Annotated in this window: 24 protein-coding genes and 1 other annotated feature; of the genes, 11 read left to right on the forward strand and 13 right to left on the reverse strand. The window is 56.8% G+C overall.

The features are described 5' to 3' along the window. Positions 1–54: 54 nt before the first annotated feature. On the forward strand, positions 55–909 hold the full coding sequence (locus FU672_RS16005) for a co-chaperone YbbN (protein ID WP_148243988.1): 855 nt from the start codon (positions 55–57) through the stop codon (positions 907–909). Between the two features lie 52 nt (positions 910–961). On the opposite strand, the gene fetB is transcribed toward FU672_RS16005, so the two are convergent. Then, complete coding sequence (gene fetB / locus FU672_RS16010; protein WP_047650470.1) at positions 962–1,744, reverse strand: iron efflux ABC transporter permease subunit FetB; 783 nt, start codon at positions 1,742–1,744, stop codon at positions 962–964. Further along, positions 1,737–2,408 carry an iron efflux ABC transporter ATP-binding subunit FetA gene (gene fetA, locus FU672_RS16015; RefSeq protein WP_148243990.1) on the reverse strand — a complete coding sequence of 224 codons (672 nt, stop codon included), beginning with the start codon at positions 2,406–2,408 and terminating at the stop codon, positions 1,737–1,739. Before fetA ends, fetB begins: the two co-directional genes overlap by 8 nt. Positions 2,409–2,551: 143 nt before the next feature. Between fetA and FU672_RS16020 the strand changes: the two genes are divergently transcribed. From FU672_RS16020 to FU672_RS16030, 3 genes are read left to right on the forward strand one after another with little or no spacing between them, the layout of a single operon-like run. Beyond that, positions 2,552–3,403, forward strand: coding sequence for a hypothetical protein (locus FU672_RS16020; RefSeq protein WP_148243992.1), 852 nt, complete (start codon positions 2,552–2,554; stop codon positions 3,401–3,403). A 43-nt stretch (positions 3,404–3,446) separates the two neighbouring features. Beyond that, on the forward strand, positions 3,447–4,361 hold the full coding sequence (locus FU672_RS16025) for an SPFH domain-containing protein (RefSeq protein WP_148243994.1): 915 nt from the start codon (positions 3,447–3,449) through the stop codon (positions 4,359–4,361). After that, on the forward strand, positions 4,358–4,810 hold the full coding sequence (locus FU672_RS16030) for an NfeD family protein (protein WP_148243995.1): 453 nt from the start codon (positions 4,358–4,360) through the stop codon (positions 4,808–4,810). The genes FU672_RS16025 and FU672_RS16030 overlap by 4 nt, the downstream gene beginning before the upstream one ends. On the opposite strand, the gene cueR is transcribed toward FU672_RS16030, so the two are convergent. Further along, the gene (gene cueR, locus FU672_RS16035; RefSeq protein ID WP_023310618.1) at positions 4,807–5,217 is read right to left on the reverse strand and encodes a Cu(I)-responsive transcriptional regulator; all 411 of its coding nucleotides are present in this window, start codon (positions 5,215–5,217) and stop codon (positions 4,807–4,809) included. The two genes, FU672_RS16030 and cueR, sit on opposite strands and share 4 nt — an antisense overlap. A 108-nt stretch (positions 5,218–5,325) precedes the next feature. Between cueR and copA the strand changes: the two genes are divergently transcribed. From copA to ybaK, 3 genes are all read left to right on the forward strand, one after another. Then, positions 5,326–7,824, forward strand: a complete 2,499-nt coding sequence (copA, locus tag FU672_RS16040) for a copper-exporting P-type ATPase CopA (protein WP_148243997.1) — start codon at positions 5,326–5,328, stop codon at positions 7,822–7,824. Between the two features lie 50 nt (positions 7,825–7,874). Beyond that, complete coding sequence (locus FU672_RS16045; RefSeq protein ID WP_148243999.1) at positions 7,875–8,669, forward strand: TraB/GumN family protein; 795 nt, start codon at positions 7,875–7,877, stop codon at positions 8,667–8,669. Between the two features lie 199 nt (positions 8,670–8,868). Continuing rightward, the gene (gene ybaK, locus FU672_RS16050; protein ID WP_148244001.1) at positions 8,869–9,348 is read left to right on the forward strand and encodes a Cys-tRNA(Pro)/Cys-tRNA(Cys) deacylase YbaK; all 480 of its coding nucleotides are present in this window, start codon (positions 8,869–8,871) and stop codon (positions 9,346–9,348) included. Between the two features lie 90 nt (positions 9,349–9,438). On the opposite strand, the gene ushA is transcribed toward ybaK, so the two are convergent. Continuing rightward, complete coding sequence (gene ushA, locus FU672_RS16055; protein WP_148244003.1) at positions 9,439–11,091, reverse strand: bifunctional UDP-sugar hydrolase/5'-nucleotidase UshA; 1,653 nt, start codon at positions 11,089–11,091, stop codon at positions 9,439–9,441. A 169-nt stretch (positions 11,092–11,260) separates the two neighbouring features. Between ushA and FU672_RS16060 the strand changes: the two genes are divergently transcribed. Together FU672_RS16060 and ybaL are read left to right on the forward strand one after the other, a co-directional pair. Next, positions 11,261–12,469: an MFS transporter gene (locus tag FU672_RS16060; protein ID WP_148244004.1), complete on the forward strand. Its 1,209-nt coding sequence runs from the start codon at positions 11,261–11,263 to the stop codon at positions 12,467–12,469. 230 nt (positions 12,470–12,699) lie between these two features. Next, positions 12,700–14,376: a YbaL family putative K(+) efflux transporter gene (gene ybaL / locus FU672_RS16065; RefSeq protein ID WP_023334742.1), complete on the forward strand. Its 1,677-nt coding sequence runs from the start codon at positions 12,700–12,702 to the stop codon at positions 14,374–14,376. A gap of 104 nt (positions 14,377–14,480) precedes the next feature. On the opposite strand, the gene FU672_RS16070 is transcribed toward ybaL, so the two are convergent. The 9 genes from FU672_RS16070 to FU672_RS16110 all read right to left on the reverse strand — a co-directional run bounded on the left by FU672_RS16070 (position 14,481) and on the right by FU672_RS16110 (position 23,883). Beyond that, positions 14,481–15,785 carry an inosine/guanosine kinase gene (locus tag FU672_RS16070; RefSeq protein WP_059346268.1) on the reverse strand — a complete coding sequence of 435 codons (1,305 nt, stop codon included), beginning with the start codon at positions 15,783–15,785 and terminating at the stop codon, positions 14,481–14,483. 62 nt (positions 15,786–15,847) lie between these two features. Next, positions 15,848–16,810, reverse strand: a complete 963-nt coding sequence (gene hemH, locus FU672_RS16075) for a ferrochelatase (RefSeq protein ID WP_148244006.1) — start codon at positions 16,808–16,810, stop codon at positions 15,848–15,850. A gap of 124 nt (positions 16,811–16,934) precedes the next feature. Further along, positions 16,935–17,579 (reverse strand): adenylate kinase, encoded by a 645-nt coding sequence (adk, locus tag FU672_RS16080; RefSeq protein ID WP_006809841.1) that lies wholly within the window; start codon positions 17,577–17,579, stop codon positions 16,935–16,937. Between the two features lie 229 nt (positions 17,580–17,808). Continuing rightward, positions 17,809–19,683, reverse strand: coding sequence for a molecular chaperone HtpG (gene htpG, locus FU672_RS16085; protein ID WP_148244008.1), 1,875 nt, complete (start codon positions 19,681–19,683; stop codon positions 17,809–17,811). A gap of 110 nt (positions 19,684–19,793) precedes the next feature. After that, complete coding sequence (recR, locus tag FU672_RS16090; protein WP_008499298.1) at positions 19,794–20,399, reverse strand: recombination mediator RecR; 606 nt, start codon at positions 20,397–20,399, stop codon at positions 19,794–19,796. Next, positions 20,399–20,731 carry a YbaB/EbfC family nucleoid-associated protein gene (locus FU672_RS16095; RefSeq protein ID WP_014882811.1) on the reverse strand — a complete coding sequence of 111 codons (333 nt, stop codon included), beginning with the start codon at positions 20,729–20,731 and terminating at the stop codon, positions 20,399–20,401. The genes recR and FU672_RS16095 overlap by 1 nt, the downstream gene beginning before the upstream one ends. A gap of 54 nt (positions 20,732–20,785) precedes the next feature. Further along, positions 20,786–22,714 (reverse strand): DNA polymerase III subunit gamma/tau, encoded by a 1,929-nt coding sequence (gene dnaX, locus FU672_RS16100; RefSeq protein ID WP_148244010.1) that lies wholly within the window; start codon positions 22,712–22,714, stop codon positions 20,786–20,788. After that, positions 21,392–21,456: a sequence feature (DnaX frameshifting element), on the reverse strand. Its footprint overlaps the gene before it by 65 nt. 88 nt (positions 22,715–22,802) lie before the next feature. Next, positions 22,803–23,354: an adenine phosphoribosyltransferase gene (gene apt / locus FU672_RS16105; RefSeq protein ID WP_039263965.1), complete on the reverse strand. Its 552-nt coding sequence runs from the start codon at positions 23,352–23,354 to the stop codon at positions 22,803–22,805. Positions 23,355–23,505: 151 nt separating this feature from the next. Next, positions 23,506–23,883 (reverse strand): DUF454 family protein, encoded by a 378-nt coding sequence (locus FU672_RS16110; protein WP_148244011.1) that lies wholly within the window; start codon positions 23,881–23,883, stop codon positions 23,506–23,508. A gap of 50 nt (positions 23,884–23,933) precedes the next feature. Here FU672_RS16110 and priC point away from each other — a divergent pair, with 50 nt between their 5' ends. Continuing rightward, positions 23,934–24,461, forward strand: a complete 528-nt coding sequence (gene priC, locus FU672_RS16115) for a primosomal replication protein N'' (RefSeq protein WP_148244013.1) — start codon at positions 23,934–23,936, stop codon at positions 24,459–24,461. Positions 24,462–24,475: 14 nt separating this feature from the next. Next, entirely contained in the window at positions 24,476–24,661 is a 186-nt protein-coding gene (gene rsmS / locus FU672_RS16120) for a pleiotropic regulatory protein RsmS (protein ID WP_148244015.1), read from the forward strand. Positions 24,662–24,663 lie beyond the last annotated feature (2 nt).

Below are 24,663 nucleotides of genomic sequence, written 5' to 3' on the forward strand. Positions count from 1 at the left end.
AAGCGACGACGCGCATCCCCATGTAAAGAACAAACCGACAAAAGAGAAAGCCGCATGTCCGTACAGAATATCGTCAATATTACCGAAGCAAACCTGCAACAGACCCTTGAGCAGTCGATGACCACACCGGTGCTGTTTTACTTCTGGTCTGAACGCAGCCAACACTGTCTGCAGCTGACGCCGGTACTGGAAAGCCTTGCCGCCCAGTACAACGGTCAGTTCATTCTCGCTAAGCTGGACTGTGACGCCGAGCCGATGGTGGCGTCTCAGTTTGGTCTGCGCGCTATCCCAACCGTCTATCTGTTCCAGAATGGTCAGCCTGTTGATGGCTTCCAGGGGCCGCAGCCGGAAGAGGCTATCCGCGCTCTGCTGGATAAAGTGCTGCCGCGCGAAGAAGAGCTGAAAGCGCAGGAAGGCATGGCGCTGATGCAGGAAGGCAAATACGACGAGGCGCTGCCGCTGCTTAAAGAGGCGTGGCAGCTGTCGAATCAGAACAGCCAGATTGGCCTGCTGCTGGCGGAAACGCAGATCGCCCTGCACCGTTCAGAAGACGCGGAAGCGGTACTCAAAACGGTTCCCCTGCAGGATCAGGACACCCGCTATCAGGGTCTGGTCGCACAAATTGAGCTGCTGAAACAGGCGGCGGACACCCCGGAAATTCAGCAACTGCAGCAGCAGGTCGCCGACAACCCGGCCGATGCCGCGCTGGCAAGCCAGCTGGCGCTGCAGCTGCACCAGGTGGGCCGTAACGAAGAGGCGCTGGAGCTGTTGTTCAGCCATCTGCAAAAAGACCTCGCCGCCGCAGACGGTCAGGCACGTAAAATGTTCCAGGAGATCCTGGCCGCGCTGGGCACCGGAGACGCGCTGGCGTCGAAGTATCGTCGTCAGCTGTATGCGTTGCTGTACTGATAAAAAAAAGCCCGGTGGCGGCTTCGCCTTACCGGGCCTACAAAAGCCGATGTTACCCCGTCTTTTTCAACTGCGTCACCACCAGCTGGTGGCGCGCGTTGTAGAACTTCCGATAGGTCAGGTAACAGGCAATGATGGTTGACAGGCTTGCCGTGGAAAGCAGCATAAACGTCACCATGATCTGATACTTAATCGCTTTTACCGGATCGATACCGGCAAAAATCAGCCCCGACATCATGCCCGGCAGACTCACCAGCCCCACCGTTTTGGCTGAATCTACAGTGGGGATCAGCGATGAACGAATGCTCTCACGAATCAGCCGCGCCGAGGCTACTTTAGGCGTCGCCCCCAGGCTTAATTTCTCCTGTAGCTGCTGCTGTTCACTGCTAAAACGCTGGCCGAGATTGTTATAACACAGCCCAACGGCCACCATGGCGTTCCCCGCAATCATCCCGGAGATAGGGATAACCTGCATCGGCGTAAACGCAATCGAGCCGGAGAGCACCAGCACCGCCAGGGTGAGCGCCGTCCCGGTGGTAATCGCGATAAACGACGAGATAAACGCCTTATCAATGTATTTACTGCGCTTTTTCGCATTCCACGCCGCGTTGAAACAGATAAACAGCACCATCAGCAGCGTCAGCACCGCGTGGTTAACGTTGAATATATACTTCAGCACATAGCCGACAATGATGAGCTGAATCACCGCGCGGCAGATACTCCACACAATATCTTTTTCCAGCCCCAGCTTTTCCCGGTAGCTGACCACAATCGCAATCAATACCAGCACCATCGAAAATGCCAGGGATTCATTGGTAATGTTATGCTCACCCACGGTTGGCCTCCTGCATTTTCCCGCCGTGCGGCTGGAGCGTAATCACGTCATCCGCATGGGTAATTTCGTTAGCGTCGTGCGTCACCCACAGCACGGCAATATTCTGCTCCCGAGCATAGCGATGAATGATCTCGTTGACGTTGCGCTTGTTGACGTCATCGAGCGCGCTGGTAATTTCGTCCAGCAACAACACCTTCGGTAAAAACTGCAGATTACGGATCAGCGAGACGCGCTGCTTTTCTCCGCCCGACAGCGCAGTAATGGATTTGGTTAACGTCTCCTGCGCCAGGCCAAAGCGGGCCAGATCGCTGATAAATTTTTCCGGCTCCGGCGTTTTATTGCGGATTTGCCACGGGAAAATCAGGTTGTCATAGACCGTATCGCCAAAAAGCGTGGGGGTTTGCACGCAATAGGAGACCTGCTGGCGATAGCTTTCCGGGGACAGTGTCGCGATATCCTGTCCTTCAAAAAGAATGGTTCCCTCCGTCGGGCTGAGGAGTGAGGCTACAATCTTCAGCAGCGTGCTTTTACCGCAGCCTGAAGGGCCCGTGATTAATTTAAACTCGCCCGGCGACAGGCTAAACCCGACGTGCTGAAGAATAATGTTTTCCCCGACACGAAATCCGACATCCCTGAGATGTAATACGTTTTTTTTATCGTTCATTGCGCTTCCGTTAACCGCTTATTGTAAGAAACGTCTGTAGCATAATCCTTTCCCCTGCACAGAGCGAATAGCCTCACGCTTAAGCAAGTGTTAAACTTTTTGTTTGTTATTTGTCACCACCATCACTACAGGAAGTATGCGACATGGCACATATCTTTTATGAGTTTCCTTCCCTGAAGCCTGGTGTTCCTGATGTCGAAACATTAATGGAAGTCATCAAATCGTCGGAACTCACGCGTTTTGTCATTGGTGCAGAGGTGGTGGATTTTGTTAAGAAGGCGCTCATCGTAAACACCACGATCGGCAGTTTCAAAAATTGCTATTTCGCCTTCGACAACGGGACACACTTCCTGGAATTTGACGGGAAGGGAAAATCAAAACGTTTCAATGAGGTACCCGACTGGTTCGTCTCTCCGGCTGAATTTTCTCGCACCCAGTGGCTTATCAACCACGATCTTGCGGATGTGAAAGCCACCCGGTTCATTGACGTGCTGATGTCCTACCCGCTGAAAGAGCGCCGTGCGCACTGTAATTTGTTATTCGGGCTGGAGCTGGAAAAGGTGAATGCGGTTCCGGCCGCAGCGTCAGCCGCAGGGAAAATCGGCAATAAAAACGGTAAAACCACCAAACCGCGCGTGACCGACCTGGGATCGTTTGAATTGTTCAGCCAGTTCTTTGCTCGCATGAAAACCGCCGTGCTGGCCGATGAGTTCCCCACTCTGCAGGTCCTGACGGGCATGGATAACCTGACAAAAGCGCCGCATAATTTAAAGCAAGGTATCAGAACGTGGTTCAAAGCCATTGCGGGCGACCTTCCCCCCAATAACAAGCGCGTAGAAGCGGGGAATGCTGTTCTGTTCTGCGCCCCTATCCGCGAACAGATCCAGCGTATCGAAGCGCTGGGGCTGGAGAATTACTACCAGGGATTGTCCAAAGCCATCGCGAAGGCGGGTGATGGATTCATCTCTGACTTTACCTATACTTACGAGCAATAAACACACACATCTCTCGTCACAGCATGCAAAACAGGAGGTTTTTATGCTTATCGTTGTTCCTGTCCTTATTTTCGTTGCGCTGGTTATTGTGGGCGCAGGCGTCAAAATTGTCCCTCAGGGTTATCAGTGGACCGTCGAGCGTTTCGGTCGATACACCAACACGCTCCAGCCAGGCTTAAGCCTGATTGTTCCGTTCATGGACAGAATTGGTCGCAAGATCAACATGATGGAACAGGTGCTGGACATTCCTTCCCAGGAGATAATCTCTAAAGATAACGCCAACGTCACCATCGATGCAGTCTGCTTTATTCAGGTGATTGATGCGCCGAAAGCGGCTTATGAAGTGAGCAACCTGGAACTGGCGATCGTCAACCTGACGATGACCAACATCCGTACCGTGCTCGGCTCGATGGAGCTGGACGAGATGCTCTCCCAGCGCGACAGCATCAATACCCGCCTGCTGCACATTGTCGATGAGGCAACGAACCCGTGGGGGATCAAAGTCACCCGTATCGAGATCCGCGACGTGCGCCCACCGGCTGAGCTGATCGCCTCCATGAACGCCCAGATGAAGGCCGAGCGAACCAAGCGCGCCTATATTCTGGAAGCCGAAGGGGTGCGTCAGGCTGAGATCCTCAAAGCGGAAGGTGAAAAACAGTCGCAGATCCTGAAAGCGGAAGGCGAGCGTCAATCTGCATTCTTACAGGCTGAAGCGCGTGAACGTTCGGCCGAAGCGGAAGCCCGCGCCACCCAGATGGTGTCTGAGGCAATTGCGGCCGGTGATATCCAGGCCGTGAACTACTTTGTCGCGCAAAAATATACCGACGCGCTAAAAGAGATTGGCTCCGCGAACAACAGCAAGGTGGTGATGATGCCGCTGGATGCCAGCAGCCTGATGGGCTCTATCGCCGGTATTGCCGAACTGATTAAAGACAGCGGAAACGAGCGTAAAAAATGATTGAGCTCATCGTCGCACATCCTCATGCCTTCTGGCTAAGCCTCGGTGGCTTATTGCTGGCCGCTGAGATGCTGGGCGGCAACGGCTACCTGCTCTGGAGCGGTGTTGCCGCTGTCATTACCGGGCTGGTCGTGTGGCTTCTGCCGCTTGACTGGACGTGGCAGGGGGCGTTGTTTGCCGTGCTGACGCTGGTCGCCGCGTGGCTGTGGTGGCGCTGGCTTAACCGACAGGTAAAAGAGCAGAAACCGGTGGACGCACACCTCAACCAGCGCGGACAGCAGATTGTCGGCCAGCGTTTCACGCTCGACACCGCGCTGGTGAACGGGCGAGGGCACATGCGGGTGGGCGACAGCTCATGGCCTGTCGTGGCTGACGATGACCTCAGCGCCGGCACGCGGGTTGAGGTCATTGCGGTGGAAGGTATTACCCTGCGGGTGAAAGCCTGTTAGGCAGAGGCCTTACGATGACAGCAGCCGGCAAGATTGTCGATAATCGGGCAGTCGGCGCTGTCATCCCCCGGACAGGATTCCGCGAGCTGTAGCAGCTGTTCGCGCATCGCCTGCAGCTCAATGATATGGCGTTCAATCTCGGCCACTTTTTCCAGCGTGCGTTTTTTCACATCAGCGCTGTGGCGCTTCGGATCGTTGAACAGGTTAACCAGCTCGCCGCACTCTTCCAGATTAAAACCCACCTGTCTTGCCTGGCGCAGTAGCGTCAGTTCATCAAGATGCAGCTGCGTATAGCTGCGGTAGCCGTTTTCGCTACGCAGCGGTGGCGTCACCAGCCCTTTCTCTTCGTAAAAGCGAATCGCTTTGCTGGTCAATCCGGTTTTTTTCGCAACATCACTGATATTCACATTTCCCCCTTGACCTTCCCCTTGATGGAAGGTTTAACCTTCATAACAGTTAGCGAAAAGCGTTACTCCGGTCAACAACTGACCAACATATTATACGGGAGTTTTGTTATGTCTCACACTATCGACCTGACGCTGGACGGCCTCTCCTGCGGCCACTGCGTCAAACGCGTTAAAGAAAGCCTGGAACAGCGCCCTGATGTTGAAAGCGCTGACGTGACTATCGATCATGCCGCCGTGACCGGCAGCGCCAGCGCGGATGCGCTGATCGATACCATCAAGCAGGCCGGTTACGGGGCGGAGTTAAGCCACCCAAAGGCTAAACCGCTGGCAGAGTCATCATCCCCGTCGGAAGCACTGACAGCGGCCACTCCTGAGCTTCCGGCAGCTGATGATATTGATGACAGCCAACAGCTGCTGATCAACGGCATGAGCTGCGCCAGCTGTGTTTCCCGGGTACAAAACGCCTTGCAGGCCGTACCGGGCGTCGCGCAGGCACGGGTCAATCTTGCGGAGCGTACTGCGCTGGTGATGGGCAGTGCCTCCGCCGCAGATTTAGTGCAGGCCGTTGAGAAAGCGGGCTATGGCGCGGAGGCCATCGAAGATGATGCCGAGCGCCGCGAGCGCCAGCAGGAAACGGCTATTGCCACCATGAAGCGCTTCCGCTGGCAGGCGATTGTCGCCCTGCTGGTCGGGGTGCCGGTCATGGTGTGGGGGATGATCGGCGACAACATGATGGTCACCGCTGACAACCGCACGCAGTGGCTGGTGATTGGTCTGATTACCCTTGCGGTGATGGTGTTTGCAGGGGGGCATTTCTATACCAGCGCCTGGAAGAGCCTGAAAAACCGCACCGCAACGATGGATACGCTGGTGGCGCTCGGTACCGGCGCGGCGTGGCTTTATTCGATGAGCGTGAACGTCTGGCCCCAGTGGTTCCCGATGGAGGCGCGACATCTCTATTATGAAGCCAGCGCGATGATTATCGGCCTGATTAACTTAGGCCACATGCTGGAAGCCCGCGCCCGTCAGCGCTCCTCGAAAGCGCTGGAAAGATTGCTTGATTTAACCCCGCCGACGGCCCGCGTGGTCACGGACGAGGGGGAAAAAAGCGTCCCGCTGGCGGAAGTTCAGCCCGGCATGACGCTGCGTCTGACCACGGGCGATCGCGTTCCCGTTGACGGTAAGATAACCCAGGGCGAAGCCTGGCTGGATGAAGCGATGCTGACCGGCGAGCCTATCCCCCAGCAGAAATCAGACGGCGACGCCGTTCATGCCGGCACGGTGGTGCAGGACGGCAGCGTGCTGTTCACCGCCAGCGCCGTCGGCAGCCACACGACGCTGTCGCGTATTATCCGCATGGTGCGCCAGGCGCAGAGCAGCAAGCCGGAAATTGGCCAGCTCGCAGACAGAATCTCGGCCATTTTTGTGCCGGTGGTGGTCGGCATTGCCCTGCTGAGCGCAGCTATCTGGTATTTCTTCGGCCCCGCACCGCAGATTGTTTACACCCTGGTGATCGCCACCACGGTGCTGATCATCGCCTGTCCTTGCGCCCTTGGCCTGGCGACCCCGATGTCGATTATCTCCGGCGTAGGCCGCGCGGCTGAATTTGGCGTACTGGTGCGGGATGCAGACGCGCTGCAGCGGGCCAGCACCCTCGACACGCTGGTGTTTGATAAAACCGGCACGCTGACCGAAGGCAAACCGCAGGTGGTGGCCGTCACTACCGCAGGCATTGCGCAAGAGGACGCGCTGCGCCTCGCCGCCGCGCTGGAGCAAGGTTCCAGCCATCCGCTGGCGCGCGCCATTCTCGATAAAGCGAATGCTTCTGCCCTGCCGCAGGTCAGCAATTTCCGCACCCTGCGCGGGCTCGGCGTCAGCGGTGAAGCAGAAGGCCACGCGCTGCTGCTGGGCAACGAGGCATTGCTCAATGAAAACGGCATTGATACCGCCGCGCTGGAAAACGAGCTGAAAGCGCAGGCGTCTCAGGGCGCCACGCCGGTTCTGCTGGCGGTGGATGGCAAAGCCGCCGCGCTGCTGGCCGTGCGCGATCCGCTTCGTCAGGACAGCGTGGACGCCCTGCAGCGCCTGCACCGTGCGGGCTACCGTCTGGTGATGCTGACCGGGGATAACCCGACCACCGCCAACGCCATTGCGGAAGAAGCCGGAATTGATGAGGTCATTGCAGGTGTACTGCCTGACGGTAAAGCGGACGCCATCAAGAAACTGCAAAGTCAGGGTCGTCAGGTGGCGATGGTCGGCGACGGCATCAACGATGCCCCGGCGCTGGCCCAGGCGGACGTGGGGATTGCCATGGGTGGCGGGAGCGATGTCGCCATTGAAACCGCTGCCATTACGCTGATGCGCCATAGCCTGATGGGGGTTGCCGACGCGCTGGCCATTTCAAAAGCCACGCTGCGCAACATGAAGCAGAACCTGCTGGGAGCGTTCGTCTATAACACCCTCGGTATCCCAATCGCAGCCGGTATTTTGTGGCCGCTGACCGGCACGCTGCTTAACCCGGTGGTCGCGGGTGCGGCGATGGCGCTCTCCTCCATTACCGTGGTGAGCAACGCCAACCGCCTGCTGCGCTTTAAACCGAAGGATTGAACCTTGTACCCGTACGCGCTAGCATGAACCTTTCCGTTCATGGAGCGCGTATGAGTCTGTTTAATCGTATAAAAGCATCGTTTCGCGCCCTCTTTCCTCGCCGTTATGCCTGGCCCGGTCTGGATATTTCTCTCCCCGGCGGACAACACCTGCACCTGGTCGGCAGCATCCATATGGGTACGCAGGATATGTCTCCCCTGCCACCCGACCTGATTAAACTGCTGAAACACGCCGATGCGCTGGTCGTTGAGGCGGACATTTCGGGTCAGGAGTCACCGTTTGCCGGGCTCGAGAGCGATCTCCCCCTGGCGGAACGTCTGGATGATGCCCAGCTTGCGGAACTGACGCGCGTCGCCGATGAAACCGGCGTGTCGCTCTCCATGATTGACCCCCTGCCGCTCTGGCAAATTGCGATGGTGCTGCAGGCTACGCAGGCCCAGCGTCTGGGACTGCGCGGTGACTACGGCATTGATTACCAGTTGCTGAACGCGGCAAGAGCGCGCAGCCTGCCCATCATCGAGCTGGAAGGGACGGATAGCCAGATTGCGCTTCTGCGACAACTTCCTGACGACGGTCTGATGCTGCTGGATGATACGTTGACCCACTGGCACACTAACGCACGCCTGCTGCAGACCATGATTGGCTGGTGGCTGGATGCGCCGCCTGAGGACGGTAAGCTGGCGTTACCGTCGACGTTCAGCGAATCGCTGTATGATGTGCTGATGAGTGCGCGCAACAAAGCCTGGCGGCAGACGCTGCATGCTTTACCTGCGGGGCATTACGTGGTGGCGGTTGGGGCGTTACATTTGTACGGAGAAGGGAATTTGCCGTCGTTGCTAAAATAAAAAAATGGCCAATATTTCTATTGGCCCGTCAAAGAGGAATTTCATCGTTTTTATTATGCCGAAGGAGACCTTCGGTTGAGCCGATTGTCGCTCAAAGTGACCATCACTGCCAATACTATTGCGCAAGATGGTGCTATTTTTTAGACAAACGTCAGGCGTATGCTGTAGGCATGATTTGTCTGTCGTAAGAAGGATAGCTATGACTCCCGCCGTTAAATTACTCGAAAAAAACAAAATTTCTTTCCGGATCCACACTTACGATCACGATCCGAATGAAACCAACTTTGGTGATGAAGTGGTGCGCAAGCTGGACCTGAACGCGGACCAGGTTTATAAAACGCTGCTGGTGGCGGTGAACGGTGACATGAAACACCTCGCCGTCGCGGTTACCCCAGTGGCGGGACAGCTGGATCTGAAGAAAGTCGCCAAAGCGCTGGGGGCGAAGAAGGTGGATATGGCGGATCCGATGGTGGCGCAACGCACCACGGGTTATCTGGTGGGCGGGATCAGTCCGCTCGGGCAGAAAAAACGCCTGCCGACGCTGATCGATGCGCCTTCCCAGGAGTTTGACACCATCTTTATATCCGGCGGCAAACGCGGGCTGGATATTGAGCTGGCGGCGGGCGATCTGGCGAAAATGCTGGACGCGAAGTTTGCGGATATTGCGCGCCGGGAGTAAAAAAAGCCGGGTGGCGGCTACGCCTTACCCGGCCTACATTTTGCACCCGTAGGCCCGGTAAGCGCAGCGCCACCGGGCAATACCGCCACACTACTGCCAGCTCACCTCACCCTTCGGCTCATACGCATTCACGTCAATCGGCGAATTCTGCTCGATGAACTGCTTCAGCACTTCCGCATCGATAAAGCCGGTATTCACGTATCCCGGTTTGTTATCAATATGCGGATAGCCGTCGCCGCCGGTGGCGTTAAAGCTTAACGTCGCCAGACGGTACGTTTTAGCCGGGTCAACCGGTTCGCCTTTGATCTTCAGGTCGTTTAGCTTGCCGTCTTTCGCTACGAAGCTGACGTTGGCAAACTGCGGATAGGCCCCGGAATCCGGCTTCATCTGCGCCACGGCGGTCAGGTAGTCAATCACCTCTTTCCCGCTCATATCGGCATAGACCACCAGATTGCCGAACGGCTGCACCTTCAGGACGTCTTTATAGGTAATGTTGCCACCTTCGATGGAATCACGAATGCCACCGCCGCTCATCACGCCAAAATCAGCGCCGGTACGCGCCATTTGCGCCGCCAGCACCAGGTGGCCCATGTTGGTCTGCACGAAGCGAACTTTACTGCGGTCCCCCTCCAGGCGACCGTTCAGCGTGCCGATCTTCACGTCCAGCTGTGCCTTGCCTTTGTTCTGGAACGGCGTCAGCAGGGAGAGCATCTGCTGGTTTTCTGCGATCTCTGGCGTGTAAAGTACGCGCTCACTTTTCCCGTCAGGGTAGGTGACTTTCTTCTTCAGGTTGACCGGGATGAGCTGGTAATGGACCAGTTTCATCTCGCCGTTACGGAACTCGAAATCCGCCCGGCCCACGTATTTACCCCACTCGTGCGCCTGAACAATCCAGATACCGTTCTGACGGTCCGGCGCGCACGGCGTGCCCGGCACGTAATCCACCTGCTTTTTGTTCTCCGAGGCCATACACACCGGATCTTGTGAGTGACCACCCACAATCATCGCCAGCGAGCCCGCAGGCAGGCTGCGCGCCATCTCTACGTCGCCGGGGGCATTGGAGCCGTGCTCACCGTTGTCGTAGTGCCCCATGTGCGTGGTGGCGATAATCACGTCCGGCTTTTCGTTTTGCTGCAGCTCCTGAATCACCAGCTTCGCTTCGTCTGCCGGTTTGCGGAATTCGATATCGGTAAAGAACTCGGGGTTACCAATTTTCGCCGTATCGTCGGTGGTTAAGCCGATGACCGCGATCTTCAGATCCTGACGCTTAAACAGCGCCCAGGGCTTAAACAGGCGTTCGCCGGTGCTTTTCTGGTAAATATTGGCGGAGAGGAAGGGGAATTTGGCCCATTTTTCCTGCTGACGCAGCACGGTCAGCGGGTTATCAAACTCATGGTTACCCACGGCCATCGCGTCGTAGCCAATCAGGTTCATGCCGCGAAAATCAGGTTCGGCGTCCTGTAAATCGGATTCCGGCACGCCGGTATTGATATCGCCACCCGACAACAGCAGCACGCTGCCGCCCTGGGCAGCCACCTCTTTGCGAATGCCGTCCACCAGTGTTTTTTGTGCCGACAGACCATATTCGCCGTATTCACTGCGCCAGAAATGACCGTGGTGATCGTTAGTATGCAGAATGGTGATTTTATAGGTTTTGTCTTTTTCATACGCCTGCGCGGGCAGGCTTGCCAGGCCCCATGCGGCGATGAGCGCCAGCGCGACGCCCCGCTTCATTAACTTCATCTTCTCTCTCCCTGACCAATAGACAAAGGCAAAAATTACAGTGACTAACAAGAATAGACAAATAAGTTTTCAGAATTGCGACTTTCTTCAAATGTCCCGGGCGGGTATGTTAGTCGGATAATAATTACACCCTGCATCTCTAATAACTAAAGACGTGGTACTTCTCTCTATGGCAATCAGTGAATCAACCCAGCCCGTTCCGGGCGCACCGGCGTCGCGCACCTCCTTTAAAGTCTTAGGCGCAATCAGTCTCTCGCACCTGCTCAACGACATGATCCAGTCGTTGATTCTGGCCATTTATCCGCTGCTGCAGTCCGAGTTTTCGTTAACTTTCGTGCAGATAGGGATGATCACCCTGACCTTCCAGCTGGCTTCCTCACTGCTGCAGCCGGTGGTGGGCTACTGGACGGATAAATACCCGATGCCGTGGTCGCTGCCGATTGGCATGTGCTTTACCTTAAGCGGGCTGGTGCTGCTGGCCATGGCGGGGAGTTTTGAAGCGGTGTTGGTTGCCGCCGCGCTGGTAGGCACCGGATCGTCCGTCTTCCATCCGGAGTCCTCGCGCGTGGCGCGTATGGCTTCAGGGGGGCGTCACGGTCTGGCGCAGTCACTCTTCCAGGTAGGCGGTAACTTTGGTAGCTCCCTGGGTCCGCTGCTGGCCGCGGTGATTATTGCCCCTTATGGTAAAGGCAACGTGGCATGGTTTGTGCTGGCCGCACTGCTGGCCATTATCGTGCTGGCGCAGATCAGCCGCTGGTATGCCGCTCAACATCGCGTGAATAAAGGGAAACCTAAAGCCAGGGTTATCAATCCCCTGCCGCGCAATAAGGTTATCCAGGCCGTCTCTGTGCTGCTGGTACTGATTTTCTCGAAATACTTCTATATGGCGAGCATCAGCAGCTATTACACCTTTTATCTGATGCAAAAATTCGGATTATCGGTACAGAACGCGCAGATCCACCTGTTTGCCTTCCTGTTCGCCGTTGCGGCCGGTACGGTCATTGGCGGGCCTGTGGGCGATAAGATTGGGCGTAAATATGTCATTTGGGGCTCTATCCTCGGCGTAGCGCCGTTTACCCTTATTTTGCCGTACGCGAGCCTCGAATGGACGGGGATTTTAACCGTGATTATTGGTTTTATCCTCGCCTCCGCATTTTCCGCCATTCTGGTCTATGCTCAGGAGCTGCTGCCTGGCCGTATCGGTATGGTTTCCGGACTCTTTTTCGGTTTCGCCTTCGGCATGGGCGGGCTTGGTGCAGCAGTGCTGGGGATGGTTGCGGATCACACCAGCATCTTCCTGGTTTATAAAATCTGCGCTTTCCTGCCGCTTCTTGGGATGTTAACCATATTCCTGCCTGATAACCGTCATAAAGCATAAATTACAGGTAGCCAAAGTTTTACTTTAGCTACCTGACACCCTGATGCCATAAGGGTTTCTTCTCCATCCCCTCCCTGAATTTATCAATATGCGCTTTTTTATGCGCATATTGCTGTTTTATTCAAACTTCAACAATTATTCATAAACATAAGGGTAAAAATTGTCATAAACTATTACTCGGTTTTTTTGGTTTACACCAAAAAGGAACACCCACAACGAAAGGAGACGGAATGCACCACGCCACACCGCTTATCACCACCATTGTTGGTGGACTTGTGCTCGCTTTTATCCTCGGCATGATTGCCAATAAACTGCGTATTTCTCCTCTTGTCGGCTATCTGTTAGCGGGTGTACTGGCGGGACCGTTTACGCCAGGCTTCGTGGCGGATACCAAACTGGCCCCTGAGCTGGCGGAATTGGGCGTGATTCTGCTGATGTTTGGCGTCGGCCTGCACTTCTCCCTGAAGGATTTGATGGCGGTAAAGTCGATTGCCATACCGGGAGCGATCGCCCAGATAGGGGTGGCGACGCTGCTGGGGATGGCGCTTTCGGCCGTGCTGGGCTGGTCGTTAATGACCGGTATCGTTTTTGGGCTGTGTCTCTCAACCGCCAGTACCGTGGTGCTGCTGCGCGCGCTTGAAGAGAGACAGCTGATAGACAGCCAGCGCGGGCAAATCGCGATAGGCTGGCTGATTGTTGAAGACCTGGTCATGGTGCTGACGCTGGTACTGCTGCCTGCCGTCGCCGGGATGATGGAAAAAGACAACGTCGGCTTTGCCTCGCTGGCGCTGGATATGGGCATCACCATCGGTAAGGTTGTGGCGTTTATCGCCATCATGATGCTGGTGGGCCGCCGCCTGGTACCGTGGATCATGTCCCGCAGCGCGGCAACCGGCTCACGCGAGCTGTTTACCCTCTCCGTGCTGGCGCTGGCGCTGGGTATCGCTTTTGGTGCCGTTGAGCTGTTTGATGTCTCCTTTGCCCTGGGCGCGTTCTTCGCCGGGATGGTGCTGAACGAGTCCGAACTGAGCCACCGCGCGGCACACGATACTCTGCCGCTGCGTGATGCCTTCGCCGTGCTGTTCTTCGTCTCCGTCGGGATGCTGTTTGACCCGATGGTTCTGATTCATCAACCGCTGGCCGTGCTGGGCACGCTGGCGATCATCATCTTTGGTAAGTCGCTCGCCGCCTTCTTCCTGGTGCGGATGTTCGGCCACTCTCCGCGGACGGCACTGACCATCGCCGCCAGTCTGGCACAAATTGGTGAGTTCGCCTTTATTCTGGCCGGTCTGGGTATGGCCCTGAACCTGCTGCCGCAGGCGGGGCAAAACCTGGTGCTGGCGGGCGCGATCCTGTCGATTATGCTAAACCCGGTGCTGTTTGCCCTGCTGGAAAAATACCTCGATAAAACCGAAACGCTGGAAGAACAGACGCTCGAAGAGGTCATCGAAGAAGAGAAGCAGATCCCGGTGGATATTTGCAATCACGCCCTGCTGGTCGGTTTTGGCCGCGTGGGCAGCCTGCTCGGTGAGAAACTGATGGCGCAAGGGATCCCGCTGGTGGTGATTGAAACCTCACGCACCCGCGTCGACGAGTTGCGCGAGCGCGGTATTCGTGCAGTGCTGGGCAATGCGGCAAACGAAGAGATTATGAATCTGGCGCATCTGGACTGCGCGCGCTGGCTGCTGCTGACCATACCTAACGGCTATGAAGCGGGTGAGATTGTTGCCTCCGCGCGCGAAAAGTGCCCAACGATTGAGATTATCGCCCGGGCGCATTATGACGACGAGGTGGAGTACATTACCGAGCGCGGCGCGAATAAGGTGGTGATGGGCGAGCGCGAGATTGCAAATACGATGCTGACGCTGCTGGAGAAACCGCCGGTTGAAGAGGCGGTGACGGGTTAGCTTGTGCGGCCATGTCCCCTCACCCCAGCCCTCTCCCCACAGGGGCGAGGGTGTTCACGTTCCCTCTCCCCTGTGGGGAGAGGGTTAGGGTGAGGGGTTTTATTTTACCTGTCCCAGTACGCCTCTTCGAGGCTGTCTTCCCGTTCCGGCAGGCCACGCGTTAAGCGCGGAGAGTGCTGATTCAGTACCTGATAGCTCACGCGGTTAGCGTACTTACACACCTGCGCCAACGACGAATAGGTCAGCCAGCTGAACTTATGCTTGCTGGAGTTCGGCACGTTGGTTTTGTGATAGGCGTTAGCGGTGATGTCGTGCAGCAGCGCGGCCAGCGCGCCGTCGCCCGCACCGTTGGTGTTCATGATCTTCTCCGGCCCGCCCATATAAGGCGCGATATGCGAGTAGATACGCAGCGGATTCACGCAATCTTTGTAACGCATACCACGGCTGAACTCGTACTGATTGAACTCGGCAATCGCGCCAGGCAGCAGCGGATGCTGGGTTTTGCGTTTGCTCTCTTCTTCCGTGAAGCCAGCCATATACAGCCCTACCGGGCCGGCGGTGCAGAGCACCAAATCCACCCAGTCCAGCGCTTTGTCAGACGCCAGCAGCGGATCGCTTTCGCCGGTCAACGCTTCGGCCTCTTCTTCGTTCATCGCCAGAATCGAGACGTGCTCTTTCAGGAAGGCCTGCCACCACTCCGGGTTATCGGCGATAACGAATTTCGTGCCCAGCGTCAGAACGACCGGCACATTGTATTTCTTCGCGTACTCAATCGCTTTCATGGTCGCTTCCGGCATGGGCTCGCCCGGCTTACAGCGCACCAGGTAGGAGGTCAGCACCAGCGCCGAGGCGCCCGCAATCACCTCTTCAGGAATGCTCTCGGCACGCAGCTTGTTCATATGGCCCGGGCTGATGGCAAAGGTACGCTCGCCGGAATCGCTAATCAGCGTAAAGCAGCGACCAATGGGCCCGTCGACGCCCTGGAGGTAGTTCAGATCGGTACGGCTGGAGGTGTTGCACAAATAGCGGTAGGCATAGCCGCCGATTTCGATATTGCTGCACATCACGCCGAGCAGAACCGAGCGGTCGTCTGCCAGTACGGAGTAGTTGTGCATGGTATTGCCGATGGTGCCACCGGCGAACTGATGGGTAATCAGGTTTTCGCGAACCAGCTCCTGGTACAGCGCTTCGGCGACATCGTCCTCAATCACCAGCGAGTGACCGGCGCTCAAACCGTAACGGGCGACAAACGCATCATCCACTTTCGCTTCAATGTCCACCAGCGTCTGATCGATACCGACGACCCATGCCGCGCTGGTTTCATTTTCTGGCTGGATTTGCTGCAGGAGCGGATCGCGGGCATTGACGGGGAAGTAGTGTTTGGATTTGCGTTTACCGGGAAATTTCATGGTCTGAACTGTACGAAGAATATGGGCCGGGAATGGTAGCACAAACCCGGCCCGGAGTGCGATCAGCGGCTGTTCGTTACCAGCGAGACCATCATGTCGATATGCTCAGGCGAGTCGTTAAGCGCCGGAATGTATTCGTACTTTTCGCCACCAGCCTCAAGGAAAAACTCCCGGTTTTGCACCGCGATCTCCTCCAGCGTTTCCAGACAGTCTGCCGAGAAGCCCGGCGACATCACCTGAATATGCTTCACTCCCTTCTCACCGAGCATTTTGAGGGTTTCATCGGTGTACGGCGTCAGCCACGGCTCGCGACCGAAGCGCGACTGGAAGGTCATCATCACCTTCTCCGGCGGCAGGCCAAGGGCAGAAACCAGTTCGCGCGTGGTATCACGGCAGCGCTGTGGATAATCATCCCCTTCATTGGCGAAACGCTGTGGGATCCCGTGATAGGAAAGCAACAGCAGATCCGGCTCGCCGTGCTTTTCAAACGATACGCGCGCGCTGTTGGCAAGCGCCTTGATGTAGAGATCGTTATCCGCGTAATCGCGAATAAAGGTCACGCCCGGAATGCGGCGACGGGTCGCCAGAATGCGGGCCAGCTCGTCCCAGACGGCGGCCACCGTCGAGCAAGAGTATTGCGGGTAGAGCGCCAGCACGACGATATGGTCCACGCCCTGCGCCAGCAGTGATTCCACCGCGCTTTCCAGGGACGGTTTTCCGTAGCTCATGCCAAGCGCGACGGGCATATCCGGCAGGCGGGCGGCCAGCGCTTTTTCCTGACGACGGCTGTAAACCATCAGCGGCGAGCCCTCTTCCATCCAGACGGACTGATAGAGTTTGGCGACGCGCGGAGAACGAATCGGCAGAATGACGCCACGCAGCAACGGCCACCACAGCAGTCTCGGAAAATCCACGACGCGCGAGTCGCTTAAAAATTGTCGCAGGTAGCGTTTTACCGCGTCTGATGTAGGTGCTTCTGGAGTGCCCAGATTGGCAAGCAGGATGCCGGTTTTCGCCTGACTCATTCACGCCTCTTAACCATTTGATAGGTTGTCAATTGTAGCGGAAATGCGTTTAAACGAAACCCATTGCTGTAATAGGTAAGATGAGAATATTTCTCACCCGGGAGCCCGGGTGAGAGGCGCGCGATTAGCCGAGGATTTTTTCCAGCTCTGCACGTACGTCAGCCACGGCTTTGGTGCCGTCAACTTTGGCGTATTTGGTGTTACCCGCCTGCGCTTCTTTGGTGTAGTAGCCGATCAGCGGTGCCGTCATCTGATGGTATTCCACCAGGCGTTTACGCACGGTCTCTTCCTGATCGTCTTTACGGGTGGTCAGCTCTTCGCCGGTCACGTCGTCTTTGCCTTCAACCTTAGGTGGGTTGAATTTGATGTGGTAAACGCGGCCAGAAGCAGCGTGTACGCGACGGCCAACGATACGGTCAACGATCAGCTCGTCCGGTACGTCGAACTCCAGAACGTAGTCCACGTTGATGCCCGCTTCTTTCATGGCGTCAGCCTGAGGAATGGTGCGTGGGAAGCCGTCCAGCAGGAAACCGTTACGGCAGTCTTCCTGAGCAATGCGCTCTTTGACCAGAGCAATAACCAGCTCGTCGGTCACCAGCTTGCCTGCGTCCATGATATCTTTCGCTTGTTTACCCAGCTCGGAGCCAGATTTAACAGCGGCGCGCAGCATGTCACCGGTGGAGATTTGCGGAATACCGTATTTCTCCATGATGAACTGAGCCTGAGTTCCTTTACCCGCGCCCGGAGCGCCAAGCAGAATAATACGCATTGCGAAAATCCCCTCAAAAGTCGTTTCAATTTTTCAAAAGCGCTAAACAATACCACCAGAACGGGCATCGCTCAAGGAAGGCAGGAAGGCTGAAACGGTTAACGGGGGGAGATTATTTGGGTTAGTGCGGTTGATTCCCCCTCACCCTAACCCTCTCCCCAAAGGGGAGAGGGAATTTGAACACCCTCTCCCCTTTGGGGAGAGGGCAGGGTGAGGGGCAGGTGTTTAGTTACGCCAGCAGCAGCGCATTCACACGTTTAATGAACAGGTTAGGATCTTCCAGCGTGCCGCGCTCGGCCAGCAGGGACTGATCCAGCAGCAGTTCGACCCACTCGGCAAAACGGGCGTCGTCCTGGGTATCCGCCGCGCGTTTCACCAGCGGATGATCCGGATTAAGCTCAAAGATATATTTCACTTCCGGCATTGCCTGGCCCGCCGCTGCGAACAGTTTCGCCATCTGGGTGCCCATTTCGTCAGCATCGGTGGTGACAATGGCCGGGGTGTCGGTCAGACGGTGCGTGAAGCGCACCTCTTTGACGCGCTCGCCCAGCAGGGTTTTCACGCGCTCAACGAACGGCTCCAGCGCCTTCTCGGCTTCTTTCGCGCTTTCATCCACTTCATCCGCCAGCTTGTCGATGGACTCGTCAGCTTTGGCAACGGACTGGAAGGATTTACCGTCGAACTCGGTCAGGTAGTTCATCATCCACTCGTCGATGCGGTCAGAAAGCAGCAGCACTTCGATGCCTTTCTTGCGCAACAGCTCCAGGTGCGGGCTGCTCTTCGCCGCCGCGTAGCTGTCGGCGGTGATGTAGTAGATCTTCTCCTGCCCTTCTTTCATGCGCGAGACGTACTCTTCCAGCGACACGGTCTGCGCGGAGGAGTCGGTATGCGTAGAAGCGAAGCGCAGCAGTTTGGCGATCGCTTCAACGTTCGCGGTGTCTTCTGCCGGGCCTTCTTTCAGCACCAGGCCGAACTGTTTCCAGAAGGTCTGATATTTTTCCGCATCGTCTTTCGCCAGTTTTTCCAGCATCTGCAGCGCACGTTTAGTCAGGGCGTTGCGCAAGTTACGGGTGACGGTGCTGTCCTGCAGAATTTCACGCGAGACGTTGAGCGGCAGATCGTTAGAATCTATCAGACCGCGCACAAAGCGCAGGTAGTTCGGCATGAACTGCTCGGCGTCGTCCATGATGAACACGCGCTGCACGTACAGCTTCAGGCCGTGCTTGTGATCGCGGTTCCACATGTCCCACGGTGCCTGTGCCGGAATGTACAGCAGGCTGGTGTACTCCTGCTTACCTTCCACACGGTTATGGCTCCAGGTCAGCGGGTCGGTAAAGTCGTGGGCGATGTGCTTGTAGAACTCGTTGTATTCGTCGTCTTTAATTTCAGACTTGTTGCGCGTCCACAGCGCCTGCGCCTTGTTGATTTTCTCCCAGGAGACCACGGTTTCGCCGTCTTTCTCTTCCTGTTTTTCAATCTCTACCGGCAGGGCGATGTGGTCGGAATATTTGCTGATGATGGAGCGCACGCGCCAGTCGTTCAGGAAATCGTCTTCCCCTTCACGCAGGTGCAGGGTGATTTCGGTGCCGCGATCCGCTTTGGTGATGTCACCAACGGTGTATTCGCCTTCACCTTTAGATTCCCACAGCACGCCGTTCTCGGCGCTGTCGCCCGCGGCGCGGGTGCGCACAGTAACTTTATCCGCCACGATGAACGCCGAGTAGAAACCGACGCCGAACTGACCGATCAGCTGGCTGTCTTTCGCCTGGTCAGAGCCCATGGACTCAAGGAACGCTTTGGTGCCAGATTTGGCGATGGTCCCAAGGTGGTCGATCACCTCGTCGCGGTTCATCCCGATGCCGTTATCGGCAATGGTCAGGGTGCGGTTCTCTTTATTGAACGAGACGCGCACGCGCAGCTCTCCGTCGCCTTCATACAGATCCGGATTAGACAGCGCGCGGAAGCGCAGCTTGTCCGCCGCGTCCGAGGCGTTGGAAATCAGCTCACGCAGGAAAATTTCTTTGTTGGAATACAGGGAATGGATCATCAGGTGCAGAAGCTGTTTTACTTCTGACTGGAAACCACGGGTTTCTTGTCCTTTCATCTAAGTCGACCTCAACAATGCCATTTAATGGGGTTGTAAAACGTTGAGTGAGAGATGGGGATAAGGGGGGGGATTTTCAAGCGGAGGCCGCGCGCGCAGCCTCCGTTTGGTCAGAAAATAATCTTGTGACGCCCGGCCAGAGAGTGCGACAGCGTGGTGCCGTCCACCATTTCCAGCTCGCCGCCCACCGGCACGCCGTGGGCGATGCGGCTGGCGTCAACGCCGTACTGCGAGCACAGTTCGGCGATGTAGTTGGCGGTTGCCTCCCCTTCCACCGTCGGGTTGGTGGCGAGGATCACCTCTTTGATGGTTTCGGACTCAAGACGCTGTTCAAGGCGGTCAAGACCGATATCATCCGGGCCAATACCGTCCAGCGGGGAGAGATGCCCCATCAGCACGAAGTAGCGGCCGGAAAACTGCCCGGTTTGTTCGATGGCGTAGATGTCCGCCGGACTCTCCACCACGCAAATCTGACCGTTTTCCTGACGACGCGGGTTCGTACAGATGTTACACACGTCCTGCTCGGTAAAGGTACGGCAATCCGCACAGTGACCAATTTCTGACATGGCGCGGGTTAAAGCCTGCGCCAGGCGCATCCCGCCGCTGCGGTCGCGCTGCAATAGCGTAAACGCCATGCGCTGCGCCGACTTCGGGCCAACGCCCGGCAGGCAGCGCAGTGCTTCCATTAACTGCGTGAGCAGCGGACTGGTTTGCATCAGAATGGCATCTTGAAGCCAGGCGGCAGCTGCATACCGCTGGAAACAGAGGCCATTTTCTCTTTCTGGGTTTCGTCGATACGGCGCGCAGCATCGTTAAACGCGGCGGCAACCAGATCTTCCAGCATCTCTTTGTCGTCTTCGAGCAGGCTCGGGTCGATTTCCACGCGACGGCAGTTGTGCGCACCGTTGATGGTCACTTTGACCAGACCGGCACCGGACTCACCCGTGACTTCCATCTGAGCGATCTCTTCCTGCATCTTCTGCATTTTTTCCTGCATCTGCTGAGCCTGCTTCATCAGGCCACCCAGACCGCCTTTTCCACCAAACATAGGCTTCTCTCTTCTTTCACGTTTAAGGATTACAACCGTAAGTCAGACTCACGATCAAATGGGGCGAATACTCTCTTCATCCAGATCGGCGTCGAAGAACCGGCGCAGGGTCTGAATGTTGTTATCCGCAATAATCGCCTCGCGCGCCTGCGCGAGCTTTTCTTCATAAATGGCCTGGCGCCACTCGAGCGGCGTTTTCACTGCCGGATTATCATCTTCAATGATAGTCAATTCAACCGGCGCACCCTGTAATGTGGCGAGCGCCTCGGCCAGCGCCTTTTGCGCACCAGGAGAATTCAGGTGCCGTTGACCCGGACGCAGGTGTAAACGCACCTGATTGCCGTCCTGCTCTTTCCAGGCATTCAGCGCGACCTGCTCGACCAGCTTAGGCAGCTGGAGTTTGCTGACCTCGGCGGCCCAGGCGTCGCGTGCAATGGACTCTTCGGCAAGCTTCGCGGAAAGCTCCGGCGTTTTCTCATGCTCCAGCGCCTTTTTCAGCGCTTTCGGCGTGGCGACCTCTTCCTTCACCTCTTCGATGATGGTGGTTGCCTTCCAGCGGTAAGCCTCTTCTTTCACCGGGGCTTTCTGCTCGAGCGCGGACGGTGCAGGACGCGACTGCACGCGCTCCGTTACCGAGGCCAGTCGTTCAAGCGCGGCGTTGTTCACCGGCCGCGCTCTTCCTGGCGCTGCCGGTTCACTCTTTTTTGGTTTGGTTGCTCCCTGGGCACGCTGCAGCTGGCTTCGTGCGGCAAGCACCGAACTGGTGGCCTCCGACAGCGGCACGTTTTGCTGTGGCGGCGGTGTCGGCTGCGGCGGCACCTGCTGCGGTGACATCACCGCCGTAGGGGCGACCGGCGCGAAAGACTGCCGAGGCACTTCCGGCTCCGGCAATGGCATGCGCGGGTGGAACGCCAGCGCGCGCAGCAGCGTCATTTCAACGCCCATCCTGGGGTCCGGCGCGAACGGTAACTCTTTGCGGCCAATCAGCAGCGTCTGGTAATAAAGCTGTACGTCGGCAGGCGGCACGGTGCGGGCAAGTTCACGCATCCGCTGTTCAATGGCGGCCATATCCGCACCGATGGCGGACGGAGAAAGCTGCAGCATCGCCACGCGGTGCAGCAGGCTGAGCATCTCAACCAGCAGCCCTTCCCATTCTATACCCCTGGCAGCGGCCGCATTCACCTGCGACATCACGCGTTCGCCGTTGGCGGCAATCATCGCTTCGATAAGCGACAGCGCCTGATCGTCATCCAGCGTGCCGAGCATAGTGCTGACCGCCTCGGTGGAGAGTTTGCCGTCACCGCTGGCAATCGCCTGGTCGGTCAGGCTTAGCGCATCACGCAGGCTACCGTCCGCCGCGCGGGCCAGTAGCTGCAGGGCACGCGGTTCGTGGACAATTTTCTCTTCATCAAGAATGTGCTCAAGCTGAGCGCGGATCTGCTCAACGTCCAGCGCCTTCAGATGGAACTGCAGGCAGCGCGACAGGATCGTGACCGGCAGCTTTTGCGGATCGGTGGTCGCCAGCAGGAACTTCACGTGTGCAGGCGGCTCTTCCAGCGTTTTCAGCAGGGCGTTAAAGCTGTGGCGCGACAGCATGTGCACTTCATCGATCAGGTAGACCTTGAAGCGGCCGCGCGCCGGGGCGTACTGCACGTTATCGAGCAGATCGCGGGTATCTTCCACTTTGGTGCGCGAGGCGGCGTCGATCTCGATCAGATCGACAAAACGCCCCTGCTCGATCTCCCGGCAGTTATCACACACGCCGCACGGCGTGGCGGTGATCCCGGTTTCGCAGTTGAGACCTTTTGCCAGCAAACGGGCAATAGAGGTCTTACCGACGCCGCGGGTGCCGGAGAAAAGATAGGCGTGATGGATGCGACCTAGCGACAAGCCGTTCGCCAGGGCCGTCAGCACATGTTCCTGACCGACAACGTCAGCAAAGGTTTGTGGTCGCCATTTACGGGCTAACACCTGATAACTCATGGGCAGGCTCTGCAACGCTGGAAGGTGAATTTATGGAGGGGAATGCTATCACAACCTCACCCATTGAGCGAGGTTGTGAGGAACGGGATTAATGACCCGGGAAAGGCACCAGGCTGTAGCTGGTAATACCCTGTTTTTCCAGGCGCTGTTCACCACCGAGATCGAACAGGTTGATGATGAATGCCGCGTCGGTCACTTCACCACCCAGACGACGGATCAGCTTTACGGTCGCTTCAATAGTACCGCCGGTTGCCAGCAGATCGTCAACCACCAGCACTTTGTCGCCAGGCTTGATCGCATCAACGTGGATCTCCAGCTGATCGGTGCCGTATTCCAGTTCATAGTTCTCAGCAATGGTTTCACGCGGCAGTTTGCGCGGCTTACGCACCGGCACAAAACCCACGCCCATTGCCAGCGCAACCGGTGCGCCAAACAGGAAGCCACGGGCTTCGGTACCTACTACTTTGGTGATCCCGGCGTTTTTATAACGCTCGACCAGCAGTTCAATGCTGAGCGCGTACGCTTTCGGGTCTTCCAGCAAGCTGGTGACATCACGGAAAAGAATGCCAGGCTTTGGATAGTCCTGGATGCTTTTGATGCTGTTTTTCAGATATTCAAGCTGCTGTGCAGTTGCGGTCATCGGTTTGTGCCTAAATGAAACAGTGTTACTCACAGCGCGCAACGAGTCGGCCAAGGCAACAATTGTTTAACCTTTGACCAGGCGCACCTGTGCTCGAAAACGGTCGAATTTACTGGCTGCGCGTGATAATTGCAACAGCCATGATGAGGCTTCAGTGCTTTTGTTGCTTTTCATCAACCACCGGGATCCGCCACATAAAGAAAAGCAGACAGGTCAGGATCGCCAGCAGCAGAATGCGTACCCACATCATTTTCACCAGCCATAATGAAATAGCGAAGGTGATGAGGATCACCGCGATCGCGCGCGGCTTCGCGCCGGGCGGCATGGCCCGGTGTTTTTGCCAGTGCCGCAGATAGCCGCCAAACCATGAGCGATACAGCAGCCAGTGGTGAAAACGCGGTGACGAGCGGGCGAAGCACCAGGCCGCCAGCAGGATAAACGGCGTGGTCGGCAGTAAGGGTAAAAACACACCCAGCGTGCCAAGCACTACCGCGAGCCAGCCAATGATGATTAAAATAGTACGCTGCATAATGCGAATCGTTATCAAACTGAACGGCTACTTTACCACTGGAGAGCGTTTTGAAAACAGCCTTGCTTCTTGAGACGCTACAAAATCAGCTGACATTGCTGCGGACGCAGGCTACGCCGCTGATGGGACACGCCACGCTGAAGCCACGCTTTGACCGGCAGCTTTTCCGTACCCGCAGCACGCGACTTCAGGATTACCTGGCTGAGGCACAGACAAATCTCGACGAGCTTCGCCACGCGGTAGAGAGTGAACATAAAGAGCAGGTCGTCTGGCTTGCGGAGCATCTCACTGAGCAGATCACCGCCCTGCATCGCGAAATCGCCGCCTGGCCGCTGCGCGCCTGGGACAGTGCGTCGCCGGGTCTGGGTAAATGGCAGCGCAAGCGGCTGGAGAATCAGGAATTCGAGCGCCGTCTGTTTGAGATGAAGCGCGAGCGCGAAGTGCGGCTGAACAGCAGCGAAACGCTGGAAGAGCAGCAGCTATTGATGCGCGAGGTTAGCGCGCTGGAAGGCCGCATTGTCCGTTGCCGCCAGGCGCTGGATGAAATTGACCGCGTCATTGAACGTTTGACCCGTTAACAGGAGCCACACCCATGTCACTGGATAATGCACCCGATGAGGTCAAACTGGCCGTCGATTTGATTATGCTGCTGGAGAATCATGAGATCCCCGCCGAGACGGTGCTTAAGGCACTGGAGATTGTGCGGCGTGATTTTGAGGCAAAGGTGAAGGCCTGTTGCCCTCACCCTAACCCTCTCCCACAGGGAGAGGGAAAATAATA

Source organism: Enterobacter asburiae, assembly GCF_008080435.1.
Taxonomy (GTDB): Bacteria; Pseudomonadota; Gammaproteobacteria; order Enterobacterales; family Enterobacteriaceae; genus Enterobacter; species Enterobacter asburiae_C.

What these genes read in the sequence shown, in the direction of transcription:
- FU672_RS16020 (WP_148243992.1), top strand. Translation starts at nt 2,552, where the DNA reads ATGGCACATATCTTTTATGAGTTTCCTTCCCTGAAGCCTGGTGTTCCT.
- FU672_RS16045 (WP_148243999.1), top strand. Translation starts at nt 7,875, where the DNA reads ATGAGTCTGTTTAATCGTATAAAAGCATCGTTTCGCGCCCTCTTTCCT.
- adk (WP_006809841.1), bottom strand. Translation starts at nt 17,579, where the DNA reads ATGCGTATTATTCTGCTTGGCGCTCCGGGCGCGGGTAAAGGAACTCAG.
- ushA (WP_148244003.1), bottom strand. Translation starts at nt 11,091, where the DNA reads ATGAAGTTAATGAAGCGGGGCGTCGCGCTGGCGCTCATCGCCGCATGG.
- fetA (WP_148243990.1), bottom strand. Translation starts at nt 2,408, where the DNA reads ATGAACGATAAAAAAAACGTATTACATCTCAGGGATGTCGGATTTCGT.
- hemH (WP_148244006.1), bottom strand. Translation starts at nt 16,810, where the DNA reads ATGAGTCAGGCGAAAACCGGCATCCTGCTTGCCAATCTGGGCACTCCA.
- dnaX (WP_148244010.1), bottom strand. Translation starts at nt 22,714, where the DNA reads ATGAGTTATCAGGTGTTAGCCCGTAAATGGCGACCACAAACCTTTGCT.
- FU672_RS16110 (WP_148244011.1), bottom strand. Translation starts at nt 23,883, where the DNA reads ATGCAGCGTACTATTTTAATCATCATTGGCTGGCTCGCGGTAGTGCTT.
- FU672_RS16060 (WP_148244004.1), top strand. Translation starts at nt 11,261, where the DNA reads ATGGCAATCAGTGAATCAACCCAGCCCGTTCCGGGCGCACCGGCGTCG.
- FU672_RS16005 (WP_148243988.1), top strand. Translation starts at nt 55, where the DNA reads ATGTCCGTACAGAATATCGTCAATATTACCGAAGCAAACCTGCAACAG.
- recR (WP_008499298.1), bottom strand. Translation starts at nt 20,399, where the DNA reads ATGCAAACCAGTCCGCTGCTCACGCAGTTAATGGAAGCACTGCGCTGC.
- ybaL (WP_023334742.1), top strand. Translation starts at nt 12,700, where the DNA reads ATGCACCACGCCACACCGCTTATCACCACCATTGTTGGTGGACTTGTG.
- FU672_RS16030 (WP_148243995.1), top strand. Translation starts at nt 4,358, where the DNA reads ATGATTGAGCTCATCGTCGCACATCCTCATGCCTTCTGGCTAAGCCTC.
- rsmS (WP_148244015.1), top strand. Translation starts at nt 24,476, where the DNA reads ATGTCACTGGATAATGCACCCGATGAGGTCAAACTGGCCGTCGATTTG.
- apt (WP_039263965.1), bottom strand. Translation starts at nt 23,354, where the DNA reads ATGACCGCAACTGCACAGCAGCTTGAATATCTGAAAAACAGCATCAAA.
- FU672_RS16025 (WP_148243994.1), top strand. Translation starts at nt 3,447, where the DNA reads ATGCTTATCGTTGTTCCTGTCCTTATTTTCGTTGCGCTGGTTATTGTG.
- FU672_RS16070 (WP_059346268.1), bottom strand. Translation starts at nt 15,785, where the DNA reads ATGAAATTTCCCGGTAAACGCAAATCCAAACACTACTTCCCCGTCAAT.
- FU672_RS16095 (WP_014882811.1), bottom strand. Translation starts at nt 20,731, where the DNA reads ATGTTTGGTGGAAAAGGCGGTCTGGGTGGCCTGATGAAGCAGGCTCAG.
- ybaK (WP_148244001.1), top strand. Translation starts at nt 8,869, where the DNA reads ATGACTCCCGCCGTTAAATTACTCGAAAAAAACAAAATTTCTTTCCGG.
- copA (WP_148243997.1), top strand. Translation starts at nt 5,326, where the DNA reads ATGTCTCACACTATCGACCTGACGCTGGACGGCCTCTCCTGCGGCCAC.
- htpG (WP_148244008.1), bottom strand. Translation starts at nt 19,683, where the DNA reads ATGAAAGGACAAGAAACCCGTGGTTTCCAGTCAGAAGTAAAACAGCTT.